The 20,327-nt window shown below is 72.3% G+C and carries 17 protein-coding genes and 1 pseudogene; 14 read left to right on the top strand and 4 right to left on the bottom strand.

What is annotated here, in order from left to right:
- Nucleotides 1-69: 69 nt before the first annotated feature.
- The 4 genes and pseudogenes from ABZZ20_RS10635 (at nt 70) to ABZZ20_RS10620 (ending at nt 5,423) form a co-directional block, all read left to right on the top strand.
- A complete protein-coding gene (locus ABZZ20_RS10635) occupies nt 70-915 on the top strand; it encodes a DegV family protein (protein WP_356868911.1) in 846 nt (281 codons plus the stop codon).
- A 98-nt stretch (nt 916-1,013) separates the two neighbouring features.
- Nucleotides 1,014-2,036 carry a ComEA family DNA-binding protein gene (locus ABZZ20_RS10630; protein WP_356868909.1) on the top strand — a complete coding sequence of 341 codons (1,023 nt, stop codon included), beginning with the start codon at nt 1,014-1,016 and terminating at the stop codon, nt 2,034-2,036.
- Nucleotides 2,033-4,408, top strand: a pseudogene (locus ABZZ20_RS10625) (ComEC/Rec2 family competence protein); the annotation flags it as partial. The gene ABZZ20_RS10630 and the pseudogene ABZZ20_RS10625, both read left to right, overlap by 4 nt.
- A 154-nt stretch (nt 4,409-4,562) precedes the next feature.
- On the top strand, nt 4,563-5,423 hold the full coding sequence (locus ABZZ20_RS10620; protein ID WP_356869143.1) for a YceI family protein: 861 nt from the start codon (nt 4,563-4,565) through the stop codon (nt 5,421-5,423).
- A 17-nt stretch (nt 5,424-5,440) separates the two neighbouring features.
- Here the strand turns inward: ABZZ20_RS10620 and ABZZ20_RS10615 are convergent, their stop codons facing one another.
- Nucleotides 5,441-5,683 (bottom strand): hypothetical protein, encoded by a 243-nt coding sequence (locus ABZZ20_RS10615; protein WP_037635347.1) that lies wholly within the window; start codon nt 5,681-5,683, stop codon nt 5,441-5,443.
- A 61-nt stretch (nt 5,684-5,744) separates the two neighbouring features.
- Here ABZZ20_RS10615 and holA point away from each other — a divergent pair, with 61 nt between their 5' ends.
- Entirely contained in the window at nt 5,745-6,737 is a 993-nt protein-coding gene (gene holA, locus ABZZ20_RS10610) for a DNA polymerase III subunit delta (RefSeq protein ID WP_356868907.1), read from the top strand.
- A gap of 331 nt (nt 6,738-7,068) precedes the next feature.
- Here the strand turns inward: holA and rpsT are convergent, their stop codons facing one another.
- Complete coding sequence (gene rpsT, locus ABZZ20_RS10605; protein ID WP_356868905.1) at nt 7,069-7,335, bottom strand: 30S ribosomal protein S20; 267 nt, start codon at nt 7,333-7,335, stop codon at nt 7,069-7,071.
- A gap of 257 nt (nt 7,336-7,592) precedes the next feature.
- On the opposite strand from rpsT, the gene lepA reads away from it, so the two are divergent.
- The 3 genes from lepA to hemW all read left to right on the top strand — a co-directional run bounded on the left by lepA (nt 7,593) and on the right by hemW (nt 12,933).
- On the top strand, nt 7,593-9,458 hold the full coding sequence (gene lepA, locus ABZZ20_RS10600; protein WP_356868903.1) for a translation elongation factor 4: 1,866 nt from the start codon (nt 7,593-7,595) through the stop codon (nt 9,456-9,458).
- Nucleotides 9,459-9,685: 227 nt separating this feature from the next.
- Nucleotides 9,686-11,575, top strand: a complete 1,890-nt coding sequence (locus ABZZ20_RS10595; protein WP_356868901.1) for an AMP-dependent synthetase/ligase — start codon at nt 9,686-9,688, stop codon at nt 11,573-11,575.
- Nucleotides 11,576-11,700: 125 nt separating this feature from the next.
- On the top strand, nt 11,701-12,933 hold the full coding sequence (hemW, locus tag ABZZ20_RS10590; RefSeq protein ID WP_356868899.1) for a radical SAM family heme chaperone HemW: 1,233 nt from the start codon (nt 11,701-11,703) through the stop codon (nt 12,931-12,933).
- Between the two features lie 43 nt (nt 12,934-12,976).
- On the opposite strand, the gene ABZZ20_RS10585 is transcribed toward hemW, so the two are convergent.
- Both ABZZ20_RS10585 and ABZZ20_RS10580 read right to left on the bottom strand, forming a co-directional pair.
- Entirely contained in the window at nt 12,977-13,774 is a 798-nt protein-coding gene (locus ABZZ20_RS10585; protein WP_356868897.1) for a DUF3097 domain-containing protein, read from the bottom strand.
- Between the two features lie 28 nt (nt 13,775-13,802).
- Nucleotides 13,803-14,528 (bottom strand): MBL fold metallo-hydrolase, encoded by a 726-nt coding sequence (locus ABZZ20_RS10580; RefSeq protein WP_356868895.1) that lies wholly within the window; start codon nt 14,526-14,528, stop codon nt 13,803-13,805.
- Between the two features lie 154 nt (nt 14,529-14,682).
- Here ABZZ20_RS10580 and hrcA point away from each other — a divergent pair, with 154 nt between their 5' ends.
- The 6 genes from hrcA to ABZZ20_RS10550 all read left to right on the top strand — a co-directional run bounded on the left by hrcA (nt 14,683) and on the right by ABZZ20_RS10550 (nt 20,185).
- A complete protein-coding gene (gene hrcA, locus ABZZ20_RS10575; RefSeq protein WP_356869141.1) occupies nt 14,683-15,699 on the top strand; it encodes a heat-inducible transcriptional repressor HrcA in 1,017 nt (338 codons plus the stop codon).
- Nucleotides 15,700-16,839, top strand: coding sequence for a molecular chaperone DnaJ (dnaJ, locus tag ABZZ20_RS10570; RefSeq protein WP_356868893.1), 1,140 nt, complete (start codon nt 15,700-15,702; stop codon nt 16,837-16,839).
- A gap of 146 nt (nt 16,840-16,985) precedes the next feature.
- Nucleotides 16,986-18,077: a nitronate monooxygenase gene (locus tag ABZZ20_RS10565; protein WP_356868891.1), complete on the top strand. Its 1,092-nt coding sequence runs from the start codon at nt 16,986-16,988 to the stop codon at nt 18,075-18,077.
- Nucleotides 18,074-18,817: a 16S rRNA (uracil(1498)-N(3))-methyltransferase gene (locus ABZZ20_RS10560; RefSeq protein WP_356868889.1), complete on the top strand. Its 744-nt coding sequence runs from the start codon at nt 18,074-18,076 to the stop codon at nt 18,815-18,817. Before ABZZ20_RS10565 ends, ABZZ20_RS10560 begins: the two co-directional genes overlap by 4 nt.
- Before the next feature lie 99 nt (nt 18,818-18,916).
- Entirely contained in the window at nt 18,917-19,276 is a 360-nt protein-coding gene (locus ABZZ20_RS10555; protein ID WP_356868888.1) for a histidine triad nucleotide-binding protein, read from the top strand.
- 3 nt (nt 19,277-19,279) lie between these two features.
- Nucleotides 19,280-20,185 carry a ribonuclease Z gene (locus ABZZ20_RS10550; RefSeq protein ID WP_356868886.1) on the top strand — a complete coding sequence of 302 codons (906 nt, stop codon included), beginning with the start codon at nt 19,280-19,282 and terminating at the stop codon, nt 20,183-20,185.
- The last annotated feature ends 142 nt before the right edge of the window (nt 20,186-20,327 follow it).

Genomic DNA, 20,327 nt, shown 5'->3' with positions numbered 1-20,327 from the left:
GAGGACCCCCGCCACCACGGCGAGGGGTCGGGCTGCCGTCGCACCCCCACGGGCGGTAACCTCCGGCTCATGTCCCGCCATGTCGCGATCGTCACCGATTCCACGGCCTACCTACCCCCACCGGCCATGACGCGGCACGGAATCACCTCCGTCCCGCTGACCGTGGTTCTCGGCGACGAGGCCCTCGAAGAGGGCACCGAGATCTCGGCCCGCAGCCTCGCCCTGGCGCTACAGAAGCGCCGCTCGGTCACCACCTCGCGCCCGAGCCCGGAGGAGTTCGTACGGGCCTACCGGGAGGCTGCGGAGGCCGGTGCGACCGGCATCGTCAGCCTGCACCTGTCCGCCGAGTTCTCCGGCACCTACGACGCCGCCGTGCTCGCCTCCAAGACCGCTCCGGTCCCGGTCCGCGTCGTCGACACGGGCATGGTCGCGATGGCCCTCGGGTTCTGCGCCCTCGCCGCCGCCGAGGCGGCCGAGGCGGGCGGCTCCGTCGACGAGGCCGTGGCCGCCGCCGAGAAGCGGGCCGCGGACATGTCCGCGTACTTCTACGTCGACACCCTCGACTACCTGCGCCGAGGCGGCCGCATCGGCGCCGCCCAAGCCCTCCTCGGCTCGGCCCTGGCCGTCAAACCGCTGCTCACGCTGGAGGGCGGGCGCATCGAGATGCTGGAGAAGGTGCGTACGGCCTCCAAGGCCATCGCCCGCCTGGAGGAGCTGGCCGTCGAACGCGCAGGGGCGGCCAGTGTCGACGTGGCCGTGCACCACCTGGCGGCGCCCGAGCGGGCCGAGAAGCTGGCGCAGCGGCTGCGGGAGCGCATCCCCGGCCTGGCCGAGCTGCACGTCAGCGAGGTCGGCGCGGTGATCGGCGCGCACACGGGCCCGGGACTGCTGGCGGCGGTCGTCTCTCCCCGCTGATCACCGGAACGAGTGGTCGCATTGTCAACAACGACCGGGATATCCACCGGAATTGATAACTCCGAACGGTAGCCCGGATTCGTCCTTACCGTCGTGGCATGAATCTTCGCACGCGTACCCCGCACCCTTCCGGAGCCACCGGCGGCCCCGGCCGGCTCCCCCTTTCCGACGGCCGGCTGCGCCACCGGCGCGGGCGTGCCCGCCCGCACCGCCCCGAGCCGGCTGCGGTGCGCCGTCGAGCCGAGGCCCTGCTCGGCGGCAGCGGACCGCCGCAGGCGCCCCTCGCTCCGGCTCCGTCGCCGTCGGTGCCGGTGCCGGTGCCGGTGCCCGTGCCGGTGCCGGTGCCTGGGGCGGGGGCAGGGGCAGCGGCGGCCTTGCCGTGGCCCGATCCGGTGCCCGAGATCCGGTCGGAGGCCGATCCTCCGCCGGAGGTGACCCCTCTGCCCGGCGGGGCCGTGCGCTGGCCCGCCGTACGGGAGCGGCTACCGCTGTGGCTGCAAGCCCGGTGCGGGGTGGAGCCGCGTACGGTCGGCGCCGTGGCGGTGGTACTCGTCGCCGCGGTCGCCCTCGGTGCGCAGCAGTACTGGTCGGCCCGCCCGCAGCCGGTGACCGCACCGTCGGTGGTCACCCCGGGGACGGCACCGCCACCGGCGCCGAGCCCCGGACCGCCGGGTACCGACGCGGGCGCCGGTACCCGGATCGTGGTGGACGTCAGTGGCAAGGTCCGCGACCCCGGCGTGCGACAGCTACCCGCCGGCTCGCGGGTCGAGGATGCGCTCGCCGCCGCCGGAGGCGTGCGGCCCGGGACGGACACCACCGGACTCAACCGGGCCCGGGTGCTGGTCGACGGCGAGCAGGTCGTGGTGGGCGGCCCGCCGCAGCCCGCCCCGGGCGGGTCGGGCTCGGCCTCCGGCCCCGGTTCCGGCGCCGGACCGCTGAGCCTCGGCACGGCCACGGTGGAGCAGTTGGACGGGCTGCCCGGAGTCGGCCCGGTGCTGGCGCGGCACATCGTGGAGTTCCGGACCGCCCGCGGCGGCTTCCGGTCGGTGGAGGAGCTCCGGCAGGTCAACGGCATCGGTGAGCGACGGTTCGCCGATCTGCGCAAGCTGGTCCGGCCGTGAACCGCCCCGAGCACCCGGGCCCGCTGGATCTGCGCCTCGTACCACCAGCGCTGGCCGCGTGGGCGGCGGCGGCCCTCGCTCTCGAAGCACCGGTGGGCTGGACCGTCGTGCTGGCCGGGCTCGGTGTCGTCGCGGCAGGGCTGCTGCTGCTGGCCGCGTGCTGGCATCCGGAGCGGCTGTGGAGGGTCGGGCCGGCCGTGGCCGCCGCCCTGCTGTGCGCGGCTGCCGGAGCGGGGGTGGCGGGTCTGGAGAGGGCCGAGGAGCAGGCCGGGCCGGTCGCGGGGCTGGCCCGTGGGCACGCCAGGGTCTTCGCCGAACTCACCGTCGACTCCGACCCGCGGACCGCCCGCAGCGGGAACGGCCCGCCGGCGGTGCTCCTGGACGCGGTGGTGACCCGGGTGACCGACCCCGACGGCAGGCGGACCCGGGTCGAGACCCCCGTACGGGTGCTGGCCGGACATCCGCAGTGGGCCCGGCTCCAGCCCTCCACCCGGGTGACGGTCGCCGCGCGGCTGGCCCCGGGCCGGGGCGGGGAGCGGGCCGTGGCAGTGCTCCGCCCGGCCGGGGACGACCCGCCGACGGTGACCGGCGGCCCCGTCACCGTCCAGCGGCTCGCCGGGAGACTGCGGGCCGGGCTGCGCGAAGCCACCGAGGGGCTCGCACCGGATGCCCGGGCCCTGCTGCCGGGGCTGGTGGTCGGGGACACCTCCCGGGTACCGCCCGATCTGGACGAGGCGTTCCGGTCCACCGACCTACTGCACCTGCTGGCCGTGTCCGGGTCCAACCTGACCGTGGTGCTGTTCCTGCTCATCGGATCCCCGGCCTCCGCGCAGCGCACCGAACGGGGCGGGCTCGCACCGCGCCTCGGGCTGTCCCTGCGGGCGACGGCCCTGTGCGGGACGGGACTGACGCTGGCGTTCGTGGTGGTCTGTCGGCCGGAACCGAGCGTGCTGCGGGCGGCGGCCTGCGGGGCGATCACGCTGCTGGCCCTCGCGACCGGGCGGCGCAGGTCCCTGGTCCCCGCCCTGGCCGCCGCCGTCCTGTTGCTGGTGCTCCACGACCCGTGGCTGGCCCGCAGCCCCGGTTTCCTGCTCTCGGTCCTGGCGACCGGAGCCCTGCTGACGCTCGGCCCGCGCTGGAGCGAGGCCCTGCAGCGGCGCGGGATGCGGACCCGGTTCGCCGAGGCGCTGGGGGCTGCCGCGGCGGCCCAGGCGGTGTGCGCGCCGGTGGTCGCCGTGCTCTCGGCCCGGGTCAGCCTGGTGGCGGTGCCGTGCAACCTGCTCGCCGAACTCGCGGCGGGCCCGGCGACCGTACTCGGCTTCGCGGCGCTCGCGGCGGCCCCGCTGTCCATGTCCGTCGCGGAGTTGCTCGCCCGGTGCGCGGGGGTGCCGGCCGGGTGGATCGCCGGTGTGGCCCGGGCCGGGGCACGGCTGCCGGGCGCGGAGCTGACCTGGCCGGACGGAGTCACCGGGGGACTGCTCCTCGCCGCCGCCACGCTGGCCGTCGTAGGGCTCTTCGCGCGGATCGGGCATCGGCCGTGGGCGTACTCCGCACTGTCCGTGTTGCTGCTCCTGGCCGTGCTGCGGCCGCCGCAGCTCACCCGTCCGCTCACCGGCTGGCCGCCGCCCGACTGGAGCTACGTCCAGTGCGCGGTGGGCCAGGGTGACGCCGCCGCGCTCGCCGTCGGCCCCGGTACGGCCGTGGTGGTGGATGCCGGCCCGGAACCCGGGCCGGTGGACGAGTGCCTGCGCTCCCTGGGGGTGCGCAAGGTTCCGCTGCTCCTCCTGACGCACTTTCACGCCGACCACGTCGGTGGCCTGTCCGGGGTGTTGCGGGACCGGACGGTGGGTGTGATTCAGACCACCGTGTGGGAAGAGCCGGCAGGTCAGGCCCGGTTCGTCCGGCGCGCTGCGGAGAGCGCCGGCGTCCCAGTCGTGCCGGCGGCGGTGGGGGAGCGGCGCCGGGCCGGACCCCTGGAATGGCAGGTGCTGTGGCCGTCGACCGACGGGCCGCGACCCGAGGGGCCCAACGACGCGAGCGTCGCCCTGCTGGTCCGGGGTGCGGGCCTGACCCTGCTCCTGTTGGGCGATCTCGAACCACCCGCGCAGCGGGCCCTCTTGAGGATGCATCCGGAACTGGGGCGGGTCGACGTACTCAAGGTCGCCCACCACGGTTCCGCGCACCAGGACCCGGGCTTGCAGGCCCGGGTCCGGCCCCGGCTGGCGATCGTGCCGGTCGGTGAGGGCAATCGTTACGGACACCCCGCGCCGGGTACGCTCGCGCAGCTGCGCGGCACGGGTGCGACGGTGCTGCGCACCGATACGGACGGCTCTATCGCGGTCGCTGGGAGCGGTTCGCGGATGCGGGCCGTCCCGTCGCGTCGACGCCGACGCCGACACGGGCATACCGGGCACGGTCCTTCTGTTTGCCCACAACCCAACAGCATGATCGAATGCGTCTTCGCCAGAGCGCTACAAGTCCACACAGCACGGGGGTGCATCAACCATGTTCGGTCGCCGACGGGGGATGGAGACGGCCGGAAGTGCCAGTCCACACACATCCGCGTCACTGACGCTGCCTCATACGGCGCGCCTGCTCAGCTGCCGTGTCCTCGACGCGGTGCACCAGCCTGTCCGGCAAGCCAAGTTCGAGGTGACCGATCCGATCGGCCGACGCGTCGTCAGCGGGGAGACCGACCCCTACGGAGGGTTCACCGCGGCCGTTCCGGAGGGGGAGTACCGCCTCTCCGTCACCGCCGAGGGCTACGCGCCGTTCCACGGGGCGACGCTCGTGGGGGACCCGGCACAGCCCGGCACCGGCGAGATCATCCTCGATGCGGTGGAGCCGCCACTGCTGCCGGTGCCCGGTCACTGGGAGCTCGACCCGACGCATTCGTCGATCGGTTTCACGGCCCAGCACATCGGCTTCGCCCGGATCCGCGGCCGGTTCAACACCTTCGCGGGTGCGGTGCGGATAGCCGACCGCATGGAGGACTCCTCCATGCACGTGATCATCGACGCGGCGAGCATCGACACCGGGCTGCGGCTGCGCGACGACCACCTGAGGTCCGCGGACTTCCTGGACGCGGCGCGGCATCCGACGGTCGAGTTCTACAGCGAGCGGTTCATCCACCGCAGCGGCAGCCGATGGGCCGTCGCGGGCGCCCTGACCCTGCACGGGGTCAGCCGCACGGTGACTCTGGACACCGAGTACCTGGGCCTCGGTACGGGGTTGGAGGGCGAACCGCGCGCCGCCTGCCGGGCGACCGCCGAACTCCACCGCGAGGACTTCACCCTGAACTGGCAGTCGGTGCTGGCCCACGGCATCGCCGCGATCGGTTCGAGCGTGGAAGTGACGCTCGACATCCAGATCGTGCACAAGGCCTGAAACGGGCCCACGGGGCACTACGGGGTCTCCAACCAGCCCTCGTACTCGGCGGCGAGGCCGTCCAGCACCGTGGCGTCGAGCCTTTCCTGCGGGTCCTCGACGACCACCAGCCACTGGGCGTCCTCGGCGTCGTCCTCGCCGGCCAGGGCGTCGCGGAACAGCTGCGGTTCTTCGGGGAGGCCGAAACGGTCCACGGCCTCCTGGGCCACCTCCTCGGCGGCATCGCGGTCGGGCAGCACCAGTACATGTCGCACGTTCACGCGACCATTCTCTGGTACGTGGCGCGGAAGGCTGTCAGTGCGGCGTGGGATGCTGGAGGCGATGGCCACCAGGAAGAACTCCACCGACGATCCGCTCGCCCCGCTCACCCTTGCGGTGGGGCAGGAGGATCTGCTGCTCGACCGCGTCGTACGGGAGGTGGTGGCGGCCGCCCGGGCCGTCGACGCCGACACGGACGTGCGCGACCTCGCACCCGAGCAGCTCCAGCCCGGCACGCTGGCCGAGCTGACCAGCCCGTCGCTCTTCTCCGAGCGCAAGGTACTGGTCGTGCGCAACGCGCAGGACCTGTCCGCCGACACGGTCAAGGAGGTCAAGGCGTACCTCGCGGCGCCGTTCGAGGAGATCATCCTCGTGCTCCTCCACGCGGGCGGCGTCAAGGGCAAGGGACTGCTGGACGCGGCCAGGAAGGCGGGGGCCCGGGAGCTCGCCTGCCCGAAGATGACGAAGGCGGCCGATCGGCTGGCTTTCGTACGGGGTGAGTTCCGCACGCTGGGCCGGTCGGCGACTCCGGAGGCGTGCCAGACGCTGGTCGACGCGATCGGGAGCGACCTGCGGGAGCTGGCGAGTGCGGCGGCGCAGCTGTGCGCCGACGTCGAGGGCACGATCGACGAGGCCGTGGTCGGCCGCTACTACACCGGCCGGGCCGAGGCCTCCAGCTTCACGGTCGCCGACCGGGCGGTCGAAGGGCGGGCGGCGGAGGCCCTCGAAGCGCTGCGGTGGTCCTTGTCCACCGGGGTGGCGCCCGTCCTGATCACCAGCGCGCTGGCCCAGGCGGTCCGGGCGATCGGCAAGCTGGCCTCGGCGCCGCGGGGTGCCCGGCCGGGTGACCTGGCCCGGGATCTGGGCATGCCGCCGTGGAAGATCGACCGGGTTCGTCAGCAGATGCGGGGTTGGTCCGCGGACGGGGTCTCCGAGGCGCTGCGCGCCGTGGCCGCGGCCGACGCGGGGGTCAAGGGCGGCGGCGACGACCCCGAGTACGCGCTGGAGAAGGCCGTCGTCGCGGTGGCCCGCGCAGCCCGCCCCGCACGCCGCTAGGCCCCGACTCCCACCCGCCCGAGGCACACCTACCCAGCTTCACCGGCCCACCCCATCCGCACCGCGCAGGCCTGCCGGTCTTGCGGTGCCGCCGGGCTGCTGCACCCCGGAGTTCCCGTCGGGCCGTTGGGTCCGACGCGCCGGTGTGCCCGGGGAGGCAAGACGAAGGCCCCGGCCGCCCCCCTGGGGAAGGGGGGAGGCCGGGGCCTTCGTCGTACTGATTTGGTGCGCCGCACCCGCGTGGCGAACGCAGGCCGCGTGCGGCGCGGAGTGCCGGTCAGGAGCGGAAGAGAGGGCCCGCTGGATCCCTACCCGGCGATCACATCAGAGCTCAGCCCTGCAGGGAGGCAACCTTGGAGGCCAGCGCCGACTTCTTGTTGGCGGCGGCGTTCTTGTGGATGACACCCTTCGAGACAGCCTTGTCGAGCGCACGCGCGGCGGCGCGGGAAGCCACGGTGGCCTTCTCGACGTCACCGGCGAGGACGGCCTCGCGGGCCTTGCGGATCGCGGTCTTGAGCGAGGACTTGACGGCCTTGTTGCGCAGGCGCGCCTTCTCGTTCGTCTTGTTCCGCTTGATCTGGGACTTGATGTTCGCCACGAAAGAGCCTTTTCAGGTTCAGAGTTTGATCTTCGGATTGTGTCCCGACAGCTGAGAGGGCATACGAGACACAGCTGCCCAGGCTACCAGGCGCGCTCCGACCGGCCCAAACCGAGCGCACTGCCCCGTCCATGGGACCATGGGAACTGCGTACAGATCCGACTTCGCGCCGACGAGAGAGAGCGGCGAGATCCGGACTGTCGCTCAGACCGACGCTCAGAACGCTTCCGACTGCGACCCGAGAATCAGGACACTGCGTGCCCGCGATCCCCAGCCACGTGCCCGAGCCGAGCCGTACCGACCCGGCGCTGATCCGCAACTTCTGCATCATCGCGCACATCGACCACGGCAAGTCGACGCTTGCCGACCGGATGCTCCAGCTCACCGGTGTCGTCGACCAGCGGCAGATGCGCGCCCAGTACCTCGACCGCATGGACATCGAGCGTGAGCGCGGCATCACGATCAAGTCCCAGGCGGTCCGCCTGCCCTGGGCGCCCACCACGGGCGACGACGAGGGCAAGACGCACATCCTCAACATGATCGACACCCCCGGGCACGTCGACTTCACGTACGAGGTCTCGCGCTCCCTCGCCGCCTGCGAGGGCACGATCCTCCTGGTGGACGCCGCCCAGGGCATCGAGGCCCAGACCCTCGCCAACCTGTACCTGGCGATGGAGAACGACCTCGCGATCGTCCCGGTCCTGAACAAGATCGACCTGCCGGCCGCGCAGCCGGAGAAGTTCGCCGAGGAACTCGCGAACCTGGTCGGCTGCCAGCCCGAGGACGTCCTGCGGGTGTCCGCGAAGACCGGTCTCGGCGTGGACGCCCTGCTCGACAAGGTCGTCGCCACCGTCCCGGCCCCGGTCGGCGTCAAGGAAGCCCCCGCCCGGGCGATGATCTTCGACTCGGTCTACGACTCGTACCGCGGCGTCGTGACGTACGTCCGTGTGGTCGACGGTCAGCTCAACAAGCGCGAGCGCATCCGGATGATGTCCACCGGCGCCACCCACGAGCTGCTGGAGATCGGCGTCTCCTCCCCGGAGATGACCCCGGCCGACGGCATCGGCGTCGGCGAGGTGGGCTACATCATCACCGGCGTGAAGGACGTCCGTCAGTCCAAGGTCGGTGACACCATCACCAGCCTGAGCAACGGCGCCACCGAGGCCCTCGGCGGCTACAAGGACCCGAAGCCGATGGTCTTCTCGGGCCTCTACCCGCTCGACGGTTCGGACTACCCGGACCTGCGCGAGGCCCTGGACAAGCTCCAGCTCAACGACGCGGCGCTCGTCTACGAGCCGGAGACCTCCGCGGCGCTGGGCTTCGGCTTCCGCGTCGGCTTCCTCGGCCTGCTGCACCTGGACGTGGTCCGCGAGCGTCTCGAGCGCGAGTTCGGCCTCGACCTGATCGCCACCGCGCCGAACGTGGTCTACCGCGTCGTCATGGAGGACGGCAAGGAAGTCACCGTCACCAACCCGAGCGAGTTCCCCGAGGGCAAGATCTCGGACGTGTTCGAGCCGGTCGTGCGGGCCACCGTGCTCGCGCCCACCGAGTTCATCGGCGCGATCATGGAGCTCTGCCAGACCCGTCGCGGCACGCTCCTCGGCATGGACTACCTCTCCGAGGACCGGGTCGAGATCCGCTACACCCTTCCGCTCGCGGAGATCGTCTTCGACTTCTTCGACCAGTTGAAGTCCAAGACGCGCGGCTACGCCTCCCTCGACTACGAGCCCACCGGCGAGCAGTCCTCCAGCCTGGTCAAGGTCGACATCCTGCTGCACGGCGACAAGGTCGACGCCTTCTCCGCGGTCTGCCACAAGGACGCCGCGTACGCCTACGGTGTGCGCCTCGTCGCCAAGCTGCGCGAGCTCATCCCGCGGCAGGCCTTCGAGGTGCCGATCCAGGCAGCCGTCGGCTCGCGCGTCATCGCCCGCGAGACCATCCGCGCCATCCGCAAGGACGTCCTCGCCAAGTGCTACGGCGGTGACATCTCCCGCAAGCGGAAGCTGCTGGAGAAGCAGAAGGAAGGCAAGAAGCGCATGAAGATGGTCGGCTCCGTGGAGGTCCCGCAGGAGGCCTTCATCGCCGTCCTCTCCAGCGACGAGTCCGGTGGCAAGAAGAAGTAGCCCCGACCGTGAACGGCATACGAAACGGGCCCCCGCACAGACGTGCGGGGGCCCGTTTCGTTATGAATCGGCGTCTCAAGGGCTCTTACGCGCCAGGCGGAGGGCCCCTAGTCTGATCACTACCCGTTGGTTACTCGCCAGTTACAAGCCTTGGTTGCAAGCCCTGTTGGAAGCCCTCATTCACCGCCTTGAATGACGGGCCCTGCCGCGTGGTCCGGAGGACGTCCGTGAGCGACACACAGACCTTGATCGAGAACCGCCCGCCCACCGTGGCGGCCCTCTTCCTTGAGCGCGTCGCCGCCACGCCGAACGTCGAGGCCTACCGGTTCCCGGTGCCCGCGGCCGGCGGCAGCGGCCCCGACGACTGGAAGTCGCTGAGCTGGGGCCAGGCGGCCGAGCGGGTCTTCGGCATCGCCGCGGGCCTGCTCGACCTCGGTCTCCAGCCTGAGGAGCGGGTCGCGCTCGCGTCCAACACCCGGGTGGAGTGGATCCTCTCCGACCTGGGCGTCATGTGCGCCGGCGGCGCCGTGACCACCATCTACCCCAGCACCAACGCCGAGGAATCGGCCTTCATCCTCTCCGACTCGGCCAGCCGGGTGCTGATCGCCGAGGACGCGTCCCAGCTGGCCAAGGCCCGCGAGCGCCGCGCCGACCTGCCCGAGCTCGCCCACGTGGTGGTCCTGGAGTCCGCCGACGCCGTGGCGGTCGAGGGCGACCCGGAGGGCTGGGTGCTCTCCCTCGCCGAGCTGGAGGCGCGCGGCAAGGAGTACCTCGCCAAGCACCCGGAGGCGATCAAGGAGCGGATCGCGGCCATCACCGCCGACCAGCTCGCCACGCTCATCTACACCTCGGGCACCACCGGCCGTCCCAAGGGCGTGCGCCTCCCGCACGACAACTGGTCGTACATGGCCAAGGCGACCGTGGCCACCGGCATGATCTCCAGCGACGACGTCCAGTACCTGTGGCTGCCGCTCGCCCATGTCTTCGGCAAGGTCCTGACCTCCGGCCAGATCGAGGTCGGGCACGTCACCGCCGTCGACGGCCGGATCGACAAGATCATCGAGAACCTGCCGGTCGTCCAGCCCACCTATATGGCGGCCGTCCCGCGCATCTTCGAGAAGGTCTACAACGGGGTCGCGGGCAAGGCCCGGGCCGGCGGCGGCGCGAAGTACAAGATCTTCCAGTGGTCGGTCGGCGTCGCCCGCGAGTACGCCAAGGTCACCCAGGACAACTACCGTCGCACCGGCCGGGCCACGGCCCCCTTCGGCCTCACGACCAAGCACAAGATCGCTGACGCGCTCGTCTACTCCAAGCTCCGCGACGCCTTCGGCGGCCGGCTGCGCGCCGCCGTCTCCGGCGCCTCCGCCCTGGCTCCCGAAATCGGCTACTTCTTCGCCGGCGCGGGCATCAACATCCTGGAGGGTTACGGGCTCACCGAGTCCAGCGCCGCCTCCTTCGTCAACCCGGGCGAGGCCTACCGCACCGGCACCGTCGGCAAGCCGCTGCCCGGCACCGAGGTCCGCATCGCCGACGACGGCGAGATCCTGCTGCGCGGCCCCGGCATCATGCAGGGCTACCACATGCAGCCCGACAAGACCGCCGAGGTGCTGGAGGAGGACGGCTGGCTGCACACCGGCGACATCGGCGAGCTCTCGCCCGACGGCTACCTGCGCATCACCGACCGCAAGAAGGACCTGATCAAGACCTCGAACGGGAAGTACGTCGCCCCGGCCGAGGTGGAGGGCCAGTTCAAGGCGATCTGCCCGTACGTCTCCAGCATCGTGGTGCACGGCGCCGACCGGAACTTCTGCACCGCCCTGATCGCGCTCGACGAGCCGTCGATCCTGGGCTGGGCGGCCGAGAACGGGCTGGAGGGCAAGACGTACGCCGAAGTCCTGGCCGCGGCGGAGACGAACCGGTTGGTCGAGACGTACGTCCAGACCCTCAACGAGGGCCTGCAGCGGTGGCAGACGGTCAAGAAGTTCCGGATCCTGCCGCGCGACCTCGACGTGGAGCACGGCGACCTCACGCCCAGCCTGAAGCTGAAGCGGCCGGCCGTCGAGCGTGAGTTCAAGCACCTCATCGACGAGATGTACGAGGGCTCCCGGGAGGCGTAGGGCCCGGTAGCGAGCCGGACGGGGCGGGGCGGCGGGCCGCCCCGCGCACCCCGCCGTACGCCTCCGGCCGGGCCTCCCGCCCACACCCGGCCGGCTCGCCCCGCCGGGTGCGGGAGAATGGTGGCATGCCTTCCGCACTGCCCGACGGTGAACCCATGCCCGCAGACGGCTCGCTGCCGTCGCACGCCCTGGCGGGGGCGGGGGACCGGCCGCTCGGCTTCTACCTGCACGTTCCGTACTGCGCCACACGCTGCGGGTACTGCGACTTCAACACCTACACGGCCACCGAGCTGCGGGGCACCGGCGGCGTGCTCGCGTCGCGGGAGAACTACGCCGACACCCTGATCGACGAGGTCCGCCTCGCCCGCAAGGTGCTCGGGGACGATCCGAGGGCCGTGCGGACCGTGTTCGTGGGCGGCGGTACGCCGACGCTGCTGCCGGCCGCCGACCTCGTCCGGATGCTCGCGGCGATCCGCGACGAGTTCGGCCTCGCCGAGGACGCCGAAATCACCACGGAGGCCAACCCGGAGTCCGTGAACCCCGCGTACCTGGCCGAGCTGCGGGCCGGCGGCTTCAACCGCATCTCCTTCGGCATGCAGAGTGCGAAGCAGCACGTCCTGAAGGTGCTCGACCGCACGCACACGCCGGGCCGGCCCGAGGCGTGCGTCGCGGAGGCGCGCGCGGCGGGCTTCGAGCACGTCAACCTGGACCTGATCTACGGCACCCCCGGCGAGTCGGACGACGACTGGCGGGCCTCCCTCTCGGCCGCGCTGGGGGCCGGGCCCGACCACATCAGCGCCTACGCGCTGATCGTGGAGGAGGGCACCCAACTGGCGCGCCGGATCCGGCGGGGCGAGGTCCCCATGACCGACGACGACGTGCACGCGGACCGCTACCTGATCGCGGACTCGGTGATGGCCGAGGCCGGGTACTCCTGGTACGAGGTCTCGAACTGGGCCACCTCGGAGGCGGGCCGCTGCCTGCACAACGAGCTGTACTGGCGGGGCGCGGACTGGTGGGGAGCGGGACCGGGAGCGCACTCGCACGTGGGCGGGGTGCGGTGGTGGAACGTGAAGCACCCCGGCGCGTACGCCGCCGCGCTCGCCGAGGGCCGCTCTCCCGGCGCGGGGCGCGAGCTCCTGTCGCAGGAGGATCGGCGGGTGGAGCGCATCCTGCTGGAGCTGCGTCTGGTGGACGGAGTGCCGCTGTCCCTGCTGGCCCCGGCGGGCCTCGCCGCCGCGGGCAGGGCCCTGGCCGACGGACTCCTGGAACCGGGCCCGTACGGGGCGGGACGTGCCGTGCTGACCCTGCGCGGGCGCCTGCTGGCCGACGCGGTGGTCCGCGACCTGGTCGACTGACGAGCGACCCGGCCGGAGGCGGCGCCCCGCGCGGGCTCCGCCGTCACGCCGTGACGTGGTCGATCAGATGCTCCACCGCTCCCAGCAGGGTCGGTTCCAGGTCCTTGTACGAGGTCACGCGGGACAGGATGTGCTGCCACGCGGCGCCGGTGTTCTGCGGCCAGCCCAGAGCCCGGCAGACGCCCGTCTTCCAGTCCTGGCCCCTCGGAACCACCGGCCACGCCCCGATGCCCAGTGCAGACGGCTTCACCGCCTGCCAGACGTCCACGTACGGGTGGCCGACGATCAGGACGTCCGGGGAGGTCACCGACGCCGCGATGCGGGACTCCTTGGAGCCGGGGACCAGGTGGTCGACCAGGACGCCCAGGCGGGCGTCGGGGGCCGGGGCGAAGTCCGCCACGACGGCGGGGAGGTCGTCGACGCCCTCCAGGTACTCCACCACCACGCCCTCGATCCGCAGGTCGTCGCCCCAGACCCGCTCCACCAGCTCGGCGTCGTGCCGGCCCTCGACGTAGATCCGCCCCGCCCGGGCCACCCGCGCCCGCGCCCCGGGGACGGCGATCGAACCCGAGGCGGTGCGGAGCGGGGCCCGTGGGCCGCGGGAGGGCCGGGTGAGGGTCACCACGGCTCCCTCCAGCAGGAACCCCCGCGGCTCCAGCGGGAACACCCGCCGCTTGCCGAAGCGGTCCTCCAGGGTCACCGTGCCCGCCTCGCAGGCCACCACCGCGCCGCAGAAGTCCGTACCCGCCACCTCGACCACCAGGTCGGGCTCGGCCGGTACCTCCGGGACGGCCTTGGCGCGCTTCCACTGCGGGGTCAGGTCGGGGGAGTAGTCACGCATCCGGCCGACAGTAGAAGAGAGCCCGCCGTCAGGAGCCCGACACGCCGAACTGCACCCGCAGTGTGTCCCGTTGCGCACGGACGAAAGCCGCGTCGACCACCGCTCCGTGACCCGGCACGTACAGCGCGTCGTCACCGCCCAGCGCCAGCAGCCGGTCCAGCGCGGCGGGCCACTGCGCGGGCACCGCGTCCGGGCCCACCGACGGTTCGCCCGACTCCTCGACCAGGTCGCCGCAGAACACCGCCTCGCGCCCGCAGGGAACGAACACGGCCAGGTCGTGCCGGGTGTGTCCCGGGCCCACGTTCGCCAGCAGCACCTGCACCCCGCCCAGGTCCAGTGTCCACTCGCCCGACACCAGGTGCCTCGGCGCCACCAACAGGTCCACGGACTCGGCGGCCTCGGCCTCGGCGAGCCCGTGCCGCACCGCGTCACCGCGCAGCTCGTCCCGGCCGACCGTGAGCAGCGCGTCGAGTCCGACCGCCCCGTAGACCTCGGCGCCCGCGAAGGCGGCACCGCCCAGTACGTGGTCGAAATGTCCGTGCGTGAATGCGATATGGGTCACGCGCCGGCCCGTCAGCCGCTCCGCTTCCGCCCGCAGCTGGGCGCCCTCCCGTACGCACGAACCGGGGTCGATCAGGAGTACCGAACGGTCTCCCACCACCAGTCCCACGGTGCAGTCCCACACCGGGAGCCGCCTCCGGCCGGTCCGCCCGGTCAACCGCTCCCAGCCCGCCTCTTCCCAATGCACGTCCATGCCGCGACGCTACCCTGGCGGGCCGCCCTTGCCAGGGGCTGACCGGCCGGCCGTACACTGGCCGGAGGCCTCTGGCACTCGAACGCGCAGAGTGCCAACGAAGCAGATGAAACCGACCACGACGATCGACGACGACCAGCTGGAGGTGTGCGCGATGCTCAGCGAACGCAGACTCGAGGTGCTGCGCGCCATCGTCCAGGACTACGTCGGGACGGAGGAGCCGGTCGGCTCCAAGGCGCTCACCGAGCGGCACCGCCTCGGCGTCTCGCCCGCCACCGTCCGCAACGACATGGCCGTGCTGGAGGAGGAGGGCTACATCGCCCAGCCCCACACCAGCGCCGGTCGGATCCCCACGGACAAGGGCTACCGGCTCTTCGTCGACAAGCTGGCGGGGGTCAAGCCGCTGTCGACGCCCGAGCGCCGGGCCATCCAGAACTTCCTCGACGGGGCCGTCGACCTCGACGACGTCGTGGGCCGGACCGTGCGGCTGCTCGCGCAGCTCACCCGACAGGTCGCCGTCGTCCAGTACCCGTCGCTGACCCGGTCCACGGTCCGGCACGTCGAGTTGTTGTCGCTCGCTCCGGCCCGGCTCATGCTGGTGCTGATCACCGACACCGGACGGGTGGAGCAACGGCTCGTCGACTGCCAGATCCCCTTCAGCGAGACCTCGCTCGCCGATCTGCGGGCGCGCCTCAACAGCCGGGTCGTCGGCCGCCGGTTCACCGACGTGCCGCAGCTCGTGCAGGACCTGCCGGAGTCGTTCGAGCCGGAGGACCGCGCCACGGTGTCGACCGTGCTCGCGACCCTGCTGGAGACGCTGGTCGAGGAGGCGGAGGAGCGACTGGTGATCGGCGGGACCGCCAATCTCACGCGCTTCGGACACGATTTTCCCCTGACGATCAGGCCGGTGCTCGAAGCACTTGAGGAGCATGTCGTGCTCCTCAAGCTGCTGGGCGAGGCCAATGAGTCGGGAATGGCCGTGCGGATCGGGCACGAGAATGCCTACGAGGGACTGAACTCCACGTCGGTCGTCTCGGTCGGCTACGGTTCGGGCGGCGAGACAGTCGCCAAAATGGGCGTGGTCGGACCGACCCGCATGGACTACCCCGGAACGATGGGAGCGGTACGCGCAGTGGCACGTTACGTCGGACAGATCCTGGCGGAGTCGTAAGTGGCCACGGACTACTACGCCGTCCTCGGCGTACGCCGCGACGCATCGCAGGACGAGATCAAGAAGGCCTTCCGCCGCCTCGCGCGTGAACTCCACCCGGACGTGAATCCGGATCCGAAGACGCAGGAGCGCTTCAAGGAGATCAACGCGGCGTACGAAGTCCTCTCGGACCCGCAGAAGAAACAGGTCTACGACCTCGGCGGCGACCCGCTGTCCTCCTCGGGCGGTGGCGGCGGCGCGGGCGGATTCGGTGCGGGTGGCTTCGGCAACTTCTCCGACATCATGGACGCCTTCTTCGGCCAGGCCTCGCAGCGCGGACCGCGCTCGCGGACCCGGCGCGGCCAGGACGCCATGATCCGCCTCGACCTGGAGTTGGACGAGGCCGCCTTCGGCACGACCAAGGACATCCAGGTCGACACGGCCGTCGTCTGCACCACCTGCTCCGGCGAGGGGGCGGCCCCCGGCACCTCGGCGCAGACATGTGACATGTGCCGTGGCCGCGGTGAGGTGTCGCAGGTCACCCGGTCCTTCTTGGGCCAGGTCATGACCTCGCGCCCCTGCCCCCAGTGCCAGGGCTTCGGCACCGTGGTCCCCACCCCGTGCCCCGAGTGCGCGGGCGACGGCCGGGTCCGCTCCCGCCGCAGCCTCACGGTCAAGATCCCGGCCGGTGTCGAGAACGGCACCCGGATCCAGCTCGCGGGCGAGGGCGAGGTCGGCCCCGGCGGCGGCCCCGCCGGTGACCTGTACGTGGAGATCCACGAGCTGTCGCACCCGACGTTCCAGCGGCGCGGGGACGACCTGCACTGCACGGTGACCATCCCCATGACGGCCGCGGCCCTGGGGACCAAGTGCCCCCTGGAGACGCTGGACGGTCTGGAGGAGATCGACATCCGGCCCGGCACCGGCTCGGGCCAGTCGATCCCGCTGCACGGGCGCGGCGTCACGCACCTGCGCGGCGGCGGCCGTGGCGACCTGATCGTCCACGTCGAGGTCACCACCCCGAGCAAGCTGGACGCCCAGCAGGAGGAGCTGCTGCGCCAGCTCGCCAAGCTGCGCGGCGAGGAGCGGCCCATGGGCCAGTTCGCGCCGGGTCAGCAGGGCCTGTTCAGCCGCCTGAAGGACGCCTTCAACGGCCGCTGACCTGCGGGTGAGTGCGCTTACGAGCCCGGTCCGGGGATGCCCCGGACCGGGCTCGGCGTTGTGATCCGGACGCCTCCGGTGAATCCGACTATGCCAAGCGAATGTGTGATTCGGCCCCATGAGCGGGACGTGGCACGATGCAGTCCATGTCCTCCGCACCGAACGGTCTCTCCCCGTACCCGATCGTGCAGGCTCCCATGGCGGGCGGTGCCTCCTGTCCGCCGCTCGCCGCCGCCGTGTGCGAGGCGGGCGGGCTGGGCTTCCTCGCCGGCGGCTACAAGACCGCCGACGGCATGTACCAGGAGATCAAGCGGCTGCGCGCGCTCACCCGGCGCCCGTTCGGCGTGAACCTCTTCATGCCGCAGACGGGTTACGTGGACCCGGCCGCCGTGGAGGCGTACCGCGGGCAACTGGCCGGTGAGGCCAGCTGGTACGAGATCTCCCTGGCCGACGAGGACATCATCGGCACCAGCGACGACGGCTACGACGCCAAGCTCGCGATCCTCCTCGAAGACCCGGTTCCCGTGGTCTCGTTCACCTTCGGTTGCCCCTCGCCCGTGGTCCTCGCCGCCCTGCGCAAGGCGGGCTCGTCCTCCGTCGTCACCGTCACCTCGGTCGACGAGGCCCGCGCCGCACAGGCGGCGGGGGCCGACACCGTCTGCGTCCAGGGCGTGGAGGCGGGCGGCCACCAGGGCACCCACCGGGACGACCCGCAGACCGACGGCACGGCCGGCGTGGGCCTGCTGGCGCTGGTGGCGCAGGTGCGCGAGGCCGTGGCCCTGCCGATCATCGCGGCGGGCGGCCTGATGCGGGGCTCGCAGATCGCGGCCCTGCTGGCGGCGGGCGCGGAGGCGGCGCAGCTCGGCACCGCGTTCCTGGCCTGCCCCGAGTCGGGGGCGCACCCCCTGCACAAGAAGGCGCTGACGGACCCCCTGTTCGCCCACACCGAGCTGACCAGGGCGTTCTCGGGACGGCCGGCGCGCGGCCTGGTGAACCGTTTCATGCGGGAGCACGGGCCCTACGCCCCGGCCGCCTACCCACAGGTCCACCACATGACCGCCGGGCTGCGCAAGGCAGCCGCCGCGGCCGGCGACCCGCAGGGCATGGCCCTGTGGGCGGGCCAGGGGCACCGGCTGGCACGGGCGCTGCCCGCGGCAGAGCTGGTGGAGGTGCTGACGGCCGAACTGGCCGAGGCGCAGAGCGCGTTGAAAGAAATGCAGAAGAGGAGTACGTCATGACCGCCCCCGTGTTCGTGGTCGAAGGGGTCCCCGCCGGGCCGGAGTTCACCCTGGACGGCCCGGAGGGTCGGCACGCGGTGTCCGTGAAGCGGCTGGGCCCCGGCGAGGCGGTGGTCCTCACGGACGGCCGCGGCGGCTGGGCGGAGGGCGTGGTCAAGGCGGCGGAGGGCAAGGACCGGCTGGTCGTCTCCGTGTCCGCCACGGGCCGGGAACCGGAACCGGCCGTCCGGATCACCGTCGTCCAGGCCCTCCCCAAGGGAGATCGCGGAGAGCTCGCGGTCGAGACCATGACCGAGACGGGCGTGGACGCGATCGTCCCCTGGCAGGCCTCGCGCTGCATTACCCAGTGGCGCGGCGACCGTGGTGCCAAATCCCTGGCCAAGTGGCGGGCCACGGCCCGGGAGGCGGGCAAGCAGTCCCGCAGGGTCCGCTTCCCGGACGTGGCGGAAGCCGCGTCCACGAAGCAGGTCGCAGCGCTGCTGGCCGACGCCGACCTCGCGATGGTCCTCCACGAGGACCGGGACGCCCCCTCGGGGGCGCTGGCCTCGGCCGACCTCCCGACCGAGGGCTCCATCGTCCTCGTGGTCGGCCCGGAGGGCGGAGTATCCCCGGACGAACTGGCGACGTTCGCAGCGGTCGGCGCCCACCCCTACCGGCTGGGCTCCTCGGTCCTGCGCACCTCCACGGCGGGCACCGCTGCCACGGCGGTCCTCCTGGCCCGCACCGGCCGCTGGTCCTGAAACGCACGTGAGGCCGTATCCGGCGCCGGATACGATGCCCGGGCTGATCAATGCGGCGTCGACGGACCCGTCGACGCCGCCGTCACGGAAGGCGGAGCAATGGCCGGGGAACCGCAGGCGGACTGCCTGTTCTGCAAGATCGTCGCGGGGATCATCCCGGCGACCGTGGTCCAGGAGACCGAGACGACCTTCGCCTTCCGGGACATCAACCCGCAAGCGCCCATGCACGTCCTGGTGATCCCCCGGGTGCACTACCCCGACGCCGGCTCGCTCGCCGCCGCCGAGCCGACCATCGCCGCCGACGTACTGAGCGTGGCGGCGCAGATCGCAGCCGACGAGAAGGTCGACGACTACGGCTACCGGATCGTGTTCAACACCGGCACCGGCGCCGGCCAGACCGTCTTCCACGCGCACGCGCACGTCCTCGGCGGGCGCGGCCTCGAATGGCCCCCCGGATAGATCGTGTCCGCAAGAGAGTTCGTGGTGCTGGGCACCGCCAGCCAGGTGCCCACCCGCCACCGCAACCACAACGGCTACCTCCTGCGCTGGGACGGCGAGGGCATCCTCTTCGACCCGGGCGAGGGTACCCAGCGCCAGATGCTCCGCGCCGGAGTGGCCGCGCACGACATCAACCGGATCTGCATCACCCACTTCCACGGTGACCACAGCCTCGGCCTCGCCGGTGTGATCCAGCGCATCAACCTCGACCGGGTCCCGCACCCCGTGACTGCGCACTACCCGGCCTCGGGTCAGAAGTTCTTCGACCGGCTCCGCTACGCCACGGCCTACCGGGAGACCGTCGCGCTCCGCGAGGAACCCGTGGCCGGGGACGGGACGCTGGCCCAGGGGCCCCCGTACGTTCTGGAAGCCCGCCTGCTCTCGCACCCGGTGGAGTCCTTCGGCTACCGGCTCACCGAGCCGGACGGACGCCGCATGGTGCCCGAACTGCTCGCGCGACACGGGATCAAGGGGCCCGACGTGGGCCGGATCCAGCGCGAGGGGGTGCTCGGCGGGGTCACGCTCGACGACGTCAGCGAGCACAAGCCGGGGCAGCGCTTCGGGTTCGTCATGGACACCCGGCTCTGTCCCGGGGTGCACGCGCTCGCGGAGGGCTGCGACATGCTGGTGATCGAGTCCACGTTCCTCGACGCGGACGAGGCGCTGGCCACCGACCACGGGCACCTCACCGCGGGTCAGGCCGCCCGGGTCGCGCGCGACGCGGGCGTACGGCACCTCGTGCTGACGCACTTCTCGCAGCGCTACACCGACCCGTGGGAGTTCGAACGCCAGGCCCGCGCGGCCGGCTTCGAGGGCGAGCTGACGATTGCCGCGGACCTCGCCCGGGTCCCCCTGCCGAAGCGCGCCTGAGCCCCAACCGCGCTGCCGCCGCCCCTGGCGTCGCCACACCGGCCCGGGCCTGAGCCCCAACCGCGCTGCCGCCGCCCCTGGCGTCGCCACACCGGCCCGGGCCTGAGCCCCAACCGCGCTGCCGCCGCCCCTGGCGTCGCCA

This window comes from Streptomyces sp. NPDC006430 (assembly GCF_040612395.1).
Lineage (GTDB): Bacteria > Actinomycetota > Actinomycetes > Streptomycetales > Streptomycetaceae > Streptomyces.
This window is presented reverse-complemented; position numbering and strand designations above follow the sequence as displayed.